Below are 7,275 nucleotides of genomic sequence, written 5' to 3'. Positions count from 1 at the left end.
CGCGTCACGCGCGCTGCAGGGCATCGGCGGCGGCGGGCTGATGGTGACCGCGATGGCGCTGATCGGCGAGGTGATCCCGCTGCGGGACCGTGGCCGCTATCAGGGCGCGATGGGCGCGGTATTCGGCGTCACCACCGTGATCGGTCCCTTGCTCGGCGGCTACTTCACCGACCACTTCACCTGGCGCTGGGCGTTCTGGATCAACGTGCCGATCTCGGTCGTGGTCTTCTTCGTTGCGGCCGCCGCCATCCCGGCGCTGTCCAACCGCACCAAACCGGTCATCGACTACGCGGGCATCCTGTTCGTCGGCCTGGGCGCCACCGGGCTGACACTGGCCACCAGCTGGGGCGGGACCACCTACCCGTGGGGATCGCCCACGATCATCGGCCTGTTCGTCGGCTCGGCGATCGCGCTGTGCGTCTTCGCCTGGGTGGAAAGCCGCGCCGCCGCGCCGATTCTGCCGACCCGGCTGTTCGGCAGTCCGGTGTTCACGGTGTGCTGCGTCCTGTCCTTCGTGGTCGGTTTCGCGATGCTGGGCGCCCTGACATTCCTGCCGACGTACATGCAGTTCGTCGACGGCGTCTCGGCCACCACGTCGGGCCTGCGCACGCTGCCGATGGTGATCGGGATGCTGACCACCTCGATGGGCAGTGGTGTCATCGTCGGCCGCACGGGCAGATACAAAGTCTTTCCCGTCGCCGGCACCGCCGTCATGGCGGTGGCGTTCTTTCTGATGTCGCGGATGGACCCGTCGACATCGGTTTTGGTGCAATCCCTGTTCCTCGTCATCCTCGGCGCCGGGATCGGGATGTGCATGCAGACGCTTGTCCTGATCGTGCAGAACACCGTGGACTTCGACGACCTCGGGGTCGCGACCTCCGGCGTCACCTTTTTCCGCACGATCGGCAGCTCGTTCGGCGCCGCCATCTTCGGTTCACTGTTCACGAACTTCCTGCACAGCCGGATCGGCCCGGCGATGGTGGCCAGCCGCGCGCCCGCCGCGGCCGCCGCGTCGCCGGAGGCGTTGCACCGGTTGCCGCGCCAGGCGGCCGCGCCGATCGTCGCCGCCTACGCCGAGTCGCTCACCCAAGTGTTTCTCTGGGCGGTTCCGGTCGCGCTGGTCGGGTTCGTCCTCGCGTTGTTCCTCCGTGAGGTACCCCTACGAGAAATGCACGACAGCACAATCGATCTCGGCGATGCGTTCGGCATGCCGAACACCGAGACACCGGATCAGATGCTGGAGAACGCGGTCGAACGCATGCTGCGCGGCGTGCCGGGCATGCGATTACGCAGCATCGCCATGCGACCCGACTGCCGACTCGACGTGGCCGGATTGTGGGGCGTCCTGCGCATCAACCGCTACGGCCAGATATATGGGACGGCCCGACTCACCGACATCGCCGACTACCTACGGATACCGTTCGAGGTCTTGGAGCCCACCTTCGCGCGCCTGATCGCGACCGGATACGCCCGGGGCGACGGCAACCAGATGTGGCTGACACCCGCGGGGGCCCAGCAGGTGGACTACGTGCACTCGCTCCTGGTGGGCTGGCTGGTCGACAAGCTCGCCCGGTCACCGGGATTCGACGGACGACCGGATCGCCGCGTGGTCGAAGCGGCGCTGAATCGAGTCGCGGGCCGCGTTCTCGCGCAACGGGACTGGAACGACGACCGTCCCACCACGAAGATCCCGGTGCCCACACCCTGAAACGGGCGCTGCGGGCGTACCATCACGCCATGAGCCGAATCGGAACATTTGCCGACGACGACCTGGCCGGCTGGTTTGTGAAGTCTCCTGACATCGGCGCCGCGCTCGGCGGCTTCAGCAACGCGGTCTACACCAAGAACCGGTTGCCGCTGCGCACCCGCGAACTGGCCCGCGCGGTGATCGCCCACCGCAACGAATGCGTCGTCTGCGTCAACACCCGCGACGAGGACGGGCCCGCCGCCGGCGTCGACGAGGAGTTGTACGACCACGCCCAGGAGTGGCGCACGTGGCCCGGCTACAGCGAACAGGAGCGGCTGGCCGCCGAGTTCGCGGACCGGTTCGCCAGCGATCACACCGCCCTGCGCGACGACGAGGACTTCTGGAGCCGTTGCTCCGAGCATTTCTCCGACGAGCTGCTGGCCGACTTGGCCTTGTCGTGCGCGCTGTGGGTCGGCATGGGTCGCGTGTTGCGGACCCTCGACATCGGCCAAGCCTGCAAACTGACCATTCCCAGCCGGGCATAGCCGCCCTCGCCGTTTCGCGGGCACAAAAGGCCGCGCCGCCGCGTTGCGCTAGCCGTGAAGATTCGCTTCGGCGTTGGATTGGGTGCGGATACCGCTCCGGATCGGCTGGCCCCCATCGTGGATCGGCTGGAGTCCAGCGGGGTGGATTCGCTGTGGTTCTCGGAGCTGGTCTACTCCCCGGCGGTCGATCCGGTGGTCGGTATGGCCTACGCCCTCGCCAGGACGACCCGGCTGAAGGTCGGCACCTCGGTGGCTGTTCTTCCCGGGCGGCATCCGGTCCTGGTCGCCAAGCAACTGGCGTCGTTGGCGGCAGTCGCGCCGAAGCGGCTCCTTCCCGTCTTCGGTCTGCGGTCGGCGATTCCGGCCGAACGCGAGGTGTTCGTGGTCCCCGACGGGGAGCGGGCCGCGGTGTTCGACGAGTCGCTGCGGGTGCTGCGCTCGGCGCTGGCCGAGGATTCGGCCAGCTACACCGGACGGTATTTCACGGTCAACGGGGCTTCCGTCCTGCCGAGGCCGACTCCGCCGCTGGATATCTGGCTGGCCGGCTCGGCGCCCGGAGCCTTTCGGCGCATCGGCGCGCTGGGCGACGGCTGGCTGGGCAGTTTCCTGACCCCCGAAGAGGCGCGAGCGGGCCGTGAGGCGATCGAACGCGCCGCGGCGCAAGCGGGCCGGCAGATCGACCCCGACCACTTCGGGATCTCGTTGGCCGTAGCAGAAGGCGAACTGCCCGCTGAGGTGGCCGCGGCGGCCCGGAAGCGCCGCCCCGACGTTGACCCCGCCGAGCTGATCGCCGCCGGGTGGGATCGCCTGCACCGGCAGCTCGACGCCTACATCGATGCGGGGTTGACGAAGTTCGTCATCCGGCCGGTGGGCGGCGGTCCCATCGACGGCTTCCTCGATCGGTTCGTCACCGAACTGATCGCCCGCCAGAACTGAATCCGGCAGCCCGGGCATCTCGAGGCTGCACAATGACTGCCATGACCGGCACACCGCTTGCCGCCGCGCGGATCGCCCAGCTCGAGGCCGAGGGCGTCGACGCCGTCGTCGGCACCATCGTGAATCCCGCCGGCCTCACCCTGGCCAAGACGGTTCCGATCCGGCGGACCAACGCGTTCGCCGATCCCGGTCTCGGCGCCAGCCCGTCGTGGCACGCCTTCGCGATCGACCAGAGCGGGATCGCCTTCACGCCCGATGTCGGTGTCATCGGGGACCAGCGCCTGCGCATCGACGTGTCGGCCCTACGCATCGTCGGCGACGGGCTGGCGTGGGCGCCGGCCGCGTTCTTCTCCCAGGACGGCGCGCCCGTTCCCGCCTGCGCTCGCGGCACGCTGGGCCGGGTCGAAGCCGCGCTCGGCGAAGCCGGGATCGAGGCGGCGATCGGGCACGAGGTGGAATTCCTCTTGGTCGCCCCCGACGGCGGCCGCCTCCCGTCGGCGTTGTGGGCGCAGTACGGCCTCGCCGGCATCCTCGAGCATGAAGCGTTCGTCCGGGACGTCACCCGGTCGGCGGCGGCGGCGGGACTCGCGATCGAGCAGTTTCACCCCGAGTACGGCGCCAACCAGTTCGAACTCTCCCTGGCGCCACAATCCCCGGTGGCCGCCGCCGACCAGCTGGTGCTGCTTCGGCTCGTCGTCGGGCGGGTGGCCCGCCGCCACGGGGTTCGCATCAGCCTGTCACCCGTGCCCTTCGCGAACGGCGTGGGATCGGGTGCCCACCAACATTTCTCGCTGACCACGCCGGAAGGTCCGCTGTTCTCCGACGGCGACGGCGCCCACGGCATGACGGCGGCGGGGGAGAGCGCGGTGGCCGGGCTGGTCGGCGGACTGCCGGCGGCGCAAGGCGTGCTGTGCGGGTCGATCGTGTCCGGCGTGCGGATGCGCCCGGGCAACTGGGCCGGCGCGTACGCGTGCTGGGGGACCGAGAACCGCGAGGCGGCCGTGCGGTTCATCACCGGCGGGCCCGCCAATCCGCGCGGCGGGAACGTCGAAGTCAAAATCGTCGACCCCTCCGCCAACCCGTACCTGGCGTCGGCGGCGATCCTGGGGCTGGCGCTCGACGGGATCAAGCGCCAAGCGGCGTTGCCACCGGAGATCACCGTCGACCCCGCGGCCCTGTCAGATTCCGACCGTGAGCGCGACGACGTCGTCAACCTCGCCAGGGGACAGGCCGAAGTGATTGCGGCACTGGATGATTCCGAGCTGCTGCGCGATATTCTGGGCGACCCGGCGGTCGACATGGTGGTCGCCGTCCGCCGCCTGGAGCACGAGCGGTACGGCGATCTCGACACCGAGCAACTGGCCGACAAATTCCGGATGGCCTGGAGCCTGTGACGGCGCACGCGATGACGTCGGACGCCCTGGCACAGCACATCGGTGACGTGCGACTGATCGATCAACATGTCCACGGTTGCTGGTTGACGGCGGGTGATCGGCAACGGTTCGAGAACGCGCTCAACGAGGCCAACACCGAACCCATCGTGGGCTCGGGGTTCGACTCGCAACTCGGCTTCGCGCTACGCGCGCACTGCGGCCCAATCCTCGGACTGGCCAAACACGTTGACCCACAATCGTATTGGGATCGCCGCAGTCAGCTCAGCGAGGCCGAGCTGGCCCGCATGTTCCTATCGGCCGCAGGAGTGAGCGACTGGCTGGTGGACACCGGCATCGACGCGGGAACCGCCGGCACGGCCGGCATGGCCGAACTTTCCGGCGGCCGCGCATATGAGGTAATTCGGCTCGAGCAGATCGCCGAACAAGCCGCGCGGGCGCCGGGCGACTACGCGGCGGCTTTCGAGGACATCCTGCGTGGGCGCGCGGCGACGGCGGTCGGCACCAAGTCGATCCTGGCCTACCGGGGCGGATTCGACGGCGACCTGAGCGAGCCGTCGCCGTCGCAGGTCGCGGAGGCCGCCGGCCGGTGGCGCGACAGCGGCGGCACCCGGTTACAGGATCGGGTGCTGCTGCGGTTCGGGCTGCATCAGGCGCTGCGGCTGGGCAAACCCCTGCAATTCCACGTCGGCCTCGGCGACCGCGACTGCGATCTGCACAAAACCAACCCGCTGCTGTTGCTCGACTTCCTGCGCCAGTCAGGGGAGACCCCGATCGTCCTCTTGCACTGCTACCCCTACGAGCGGGAGGCCGGATACCTGGCGCAGGCCTTCAACAACGTCTATCTCGACGGCGGGCTGAGCGTGAACCAGCTGGGCGCCCGGTCGGTGGCGTTCATCGCCCGGCTGCTGGAGCTGGCGCCGTTCCACAAGATCCTTTACTCCTCGGACGGGTTCGGTCCGGCGGAACTCCATTTCCTCGGTGCGGCCCTGTGGCGCACCGGCATTCATCGCGTATTGCGGGAATTTGTGGCCAACGACGACTGGAGCGAGCGCGACGCCATCCGGGTTGTCGACCTGATCGCTCACGATAACGCCGCAGGTCTCTACCGCGTTTGACCCCCGGTGAAGCCGGGGTATACGGGCGGTTATGGCGACCGCGAAGGGCGTCTTGGAGTGGGCCCGCGACAAGGTGGTGTCGTGGGTGCCCAAGGCGGACCTCGACCAGCGCGACCCGGACTACATCCGCGACCAGCTCCCGGGCACGTGGCTGCTGGCGTCGTTCTACTTCCGGGCGGATGTGCGCGGCATGGATCGCATTCCGGCCGAGGGGCCGGTGCTGCTGGTCGGCAACCACAGCGGCGGCAACGTGCCGCCCGACACTTTCGTGTTCACGCTCGCCTTCTGCTCCTATTTCGGCGTCGAGCGGCCCTTCTACCAGTTGGCCCACAACCTGGTGGTGTCCGCACCGCCGCTGGGCTGGCTGCGCAAATTCGGCACCGTCGCCGCGAACCCCGAAAATGCCCGTCTCGCATTGGATTCCGGCGCAGCTCTGCTGGTCTACCCCGGCGGCGACTACGAGGTGTTCCGGCCCTCGTGGGAACGCCACAAGGTCGACTTCGGCGGGCGCATGGGCTATGTGAAGCTGGCCCGGGAGGCCGGAGTACCGATCGTCCCCGTCGCCAGCGTCGGCGGGCAGGAAAGCGCGTTGTTCCTCAACCGCGGGCAGTGGTTGGCCAAGCTGCTGATGGCCGATAGGTTGCTTCGGCTCAAGAGCGTCCCGATATCGCTGGCACTGCCGTGGGGTCTCAACATCAGCGACCTGGCCGGCCACATTCCGTTGCCCACCAAGATCGTGATCGAGGTCCAGCACCCGATCGAGGTCGATGGCGACGACCAAGCGGTGCACGACAAGGTGATGGCCAGCCTGCAGGGCGGCGTCGACCGGCTGGCCGCCGAGCGGCGATTCCCGGTGATCGGCTGATGCGCGTCGAACGCCGTTGCGTCATCAACGCCGACCGTTCCGCGGTCTGGAAGATCGTCAGCGACCCGGACTGTTACCCGTCGTTCATGACGAACCTGGAGCGCTGGGAGTCCTCGAACGACAAGGCGGCCGGCGTCGGCGCGCGCTACACGGTCCACTGGAAGATCGGCTCCGTCCCCGTCGGCGGACTCATCGAAGTGGTCGAATTCGATGACGACCGCGACCTGGCGTTCGTGGGTCTCACCGGCATCACCCTGCGTGGGCGGATCCGGCTGCGCGACGCGCACGACGGCCGAACGAAGGTGACCTTCCGCCTGTCGTACCAGGCGCCGGGCGGGCTGCTCGGATACATCGCCGACCGGATCGCCGTGCGCCAGGTGGGACGCACGCTCGCCGAAACCTTGAAACGCCTCAGGAAGCTCGCCGAGTCGTAACCAATTTTTCCAAATTCCGGTGTGATCAACCGCCGCGCGGCATACGCTCCGATCGACGAATCGGGCGACGTCACCAAACTTCGAGAAAGGGGTTTGGGAGCATGTTGCTCCGAGCAGCTCTCATCGCCGCGGTCCAACAGTACTTATAGCGGTTGGCGACGTCGGCGCTGCGCAGGGCGCTGTGATGGTCGACATACGAGGGGTGACCATCCAAGCGACTCGAGCGCCGATGTCGCCGAATCCGTTGCAGCTCATAGCGATCCGATGATCCGGTGCTGCGGGCGAAGACCGCTCAGACC

General features: G+C 68.3%; 7 protein-coding genes. All 7 read left to right on the top strand.

Annotation, left to right across the window (positions count from 1 at the left end; all coding sequences use genetic code 11):
• Positions 1 to 1,708 (top strand): MFS transporter (locus A5711_RS03535; RefSeq protein WP_067944104.1); only part of this gene is annotated, 1,708 nt, incomplete at its 5' end.
• 29 nt (positions 1,709 to 1,737) lie between these two features.
• Positions 1,738 to 2,232, top strand: a complete 495-nt coding sequence (locus tag A5711_RS03530; protein ID WP_067944103.1) for a carboxymuconolactone decarboxylase family protein — start codon at positions 1,738 to 1,740, stop codon at positions 2,230 to 2,232.
• A gap of 54 nt (positions 2,233 to 2,286) precedes the next feature.
• On the top strand, positions 2,287 to 3,168 hold the full coding sequence (locus A5711_RS03525; protein WP_067944101.1) for a TIGR03854 family LLM class F420-dependent oxidoreductase: 882 nt from the start codon (positions 2,287 to 2,289) through the stop codon (positions 3,166 to 3,168).
• Positions 3,169 to 3,209: 41 nt separating this feature from the next.
• On the top strand, positions 3,210 to 4,562 hold the full coding sequence (locus A5711_RS03520; protein WP_067944107.1) for a glutamine synthetase family protein: 1,353 nt from the start codon (positions 3,210 to 3,212) through the stop codon (positions 4,560 to 4,562).
• A gap of 11 nt (positions 4,563 to 4,573) precedes the next feature.
• Positions 4,574 to 5,677 carry an amidohydrolase family protein gene (locus A5711_RS03515; RefSeq protein WP_067944106.1) on the top strand — a complete coding sequence of 368 codons (1,104 nt, stop codon included), beginning with the start codon at positions 4,574 to 4,576 and terminating at the stop codon, positions 5,675 to 5,677.
• 31 nt (positions 5,678 to 5,708) lie between these two features.
• Positions 5,709 to 6,542, top strand: coding sequence for a lysophospholipid acyltransferase family protein (locus A5711_RS03510; protein WP_067944099.1), 834 nt, complete (start codon positions 5,709 to 5,711; stop codon positions 6,540 to 6,542).
• Positions 6,542 to 6,976, top strand: coding sequence for an SRPBCC family protein (locus tag A5711_RS03505; protein ID WP_067944098.1), 435 nt, complete (start codon positions 6,542 to 6,544; stop codon positions 6,974 to 6,976). Before A5711_RS03510 ends, A5711_RS03505 begins: the two co-directional genes overlap by 1 nt.
• Positions 6,977 to 7,275: the final 299 nt, after the last annotated feature.

The organism is Mycobacterium sp. E2238 (genome assembly GCF_001672665.1).
Taxonomy (GTDB): Bacteria; Actinomycetota; Actinomycetes; order Mycobacteriales; family Mycobacteriaceae; genus Mycobacterium.
Note: the sequence above shows the minus strand (reverse complement) of the source record. Positions and strands in the feature narration are given on the sequence as shown.

Bases quoted from the DNA above. Each gene is read 5' to 3' on its own strand.
- A5711_RS03530 (WP_067944103.1), top strand. From the start codon at position 1,738: ATGAGCCGAATCGGAACATTTGCCGACGACGACCTGGCCGGCTGGTTT.
- A5711_RS03520 (WP_067944107.1), top strand. From the start codon at position 3,210: ATGACCGGCACACCGCTTGCCGCCGCGCGGATCGCCCAGCTCGAGGCC.
- A5711_RS03515 (WP_067944106.1), top strand. From the start codon at position 4,574: ATGACGTCGGACGCCCTGGCACAGCACATCGGTGACGTGCGACTGATC.
- A5711_RS03510 (WP_067944099.1), top strand. From the start codon at position 5,709: ATGGCGACCGCGAAGGGCGTCTTGGAGTGGGCCCGCGACAAGGTGGTG.
- A5711_RS03505 (WP_067944098.1), top strand. From the start codon at position 6,542: ATGCGCGTCGAACGCCGTTGCGTCATCAACGCCGACCGTTCCGCGGTC.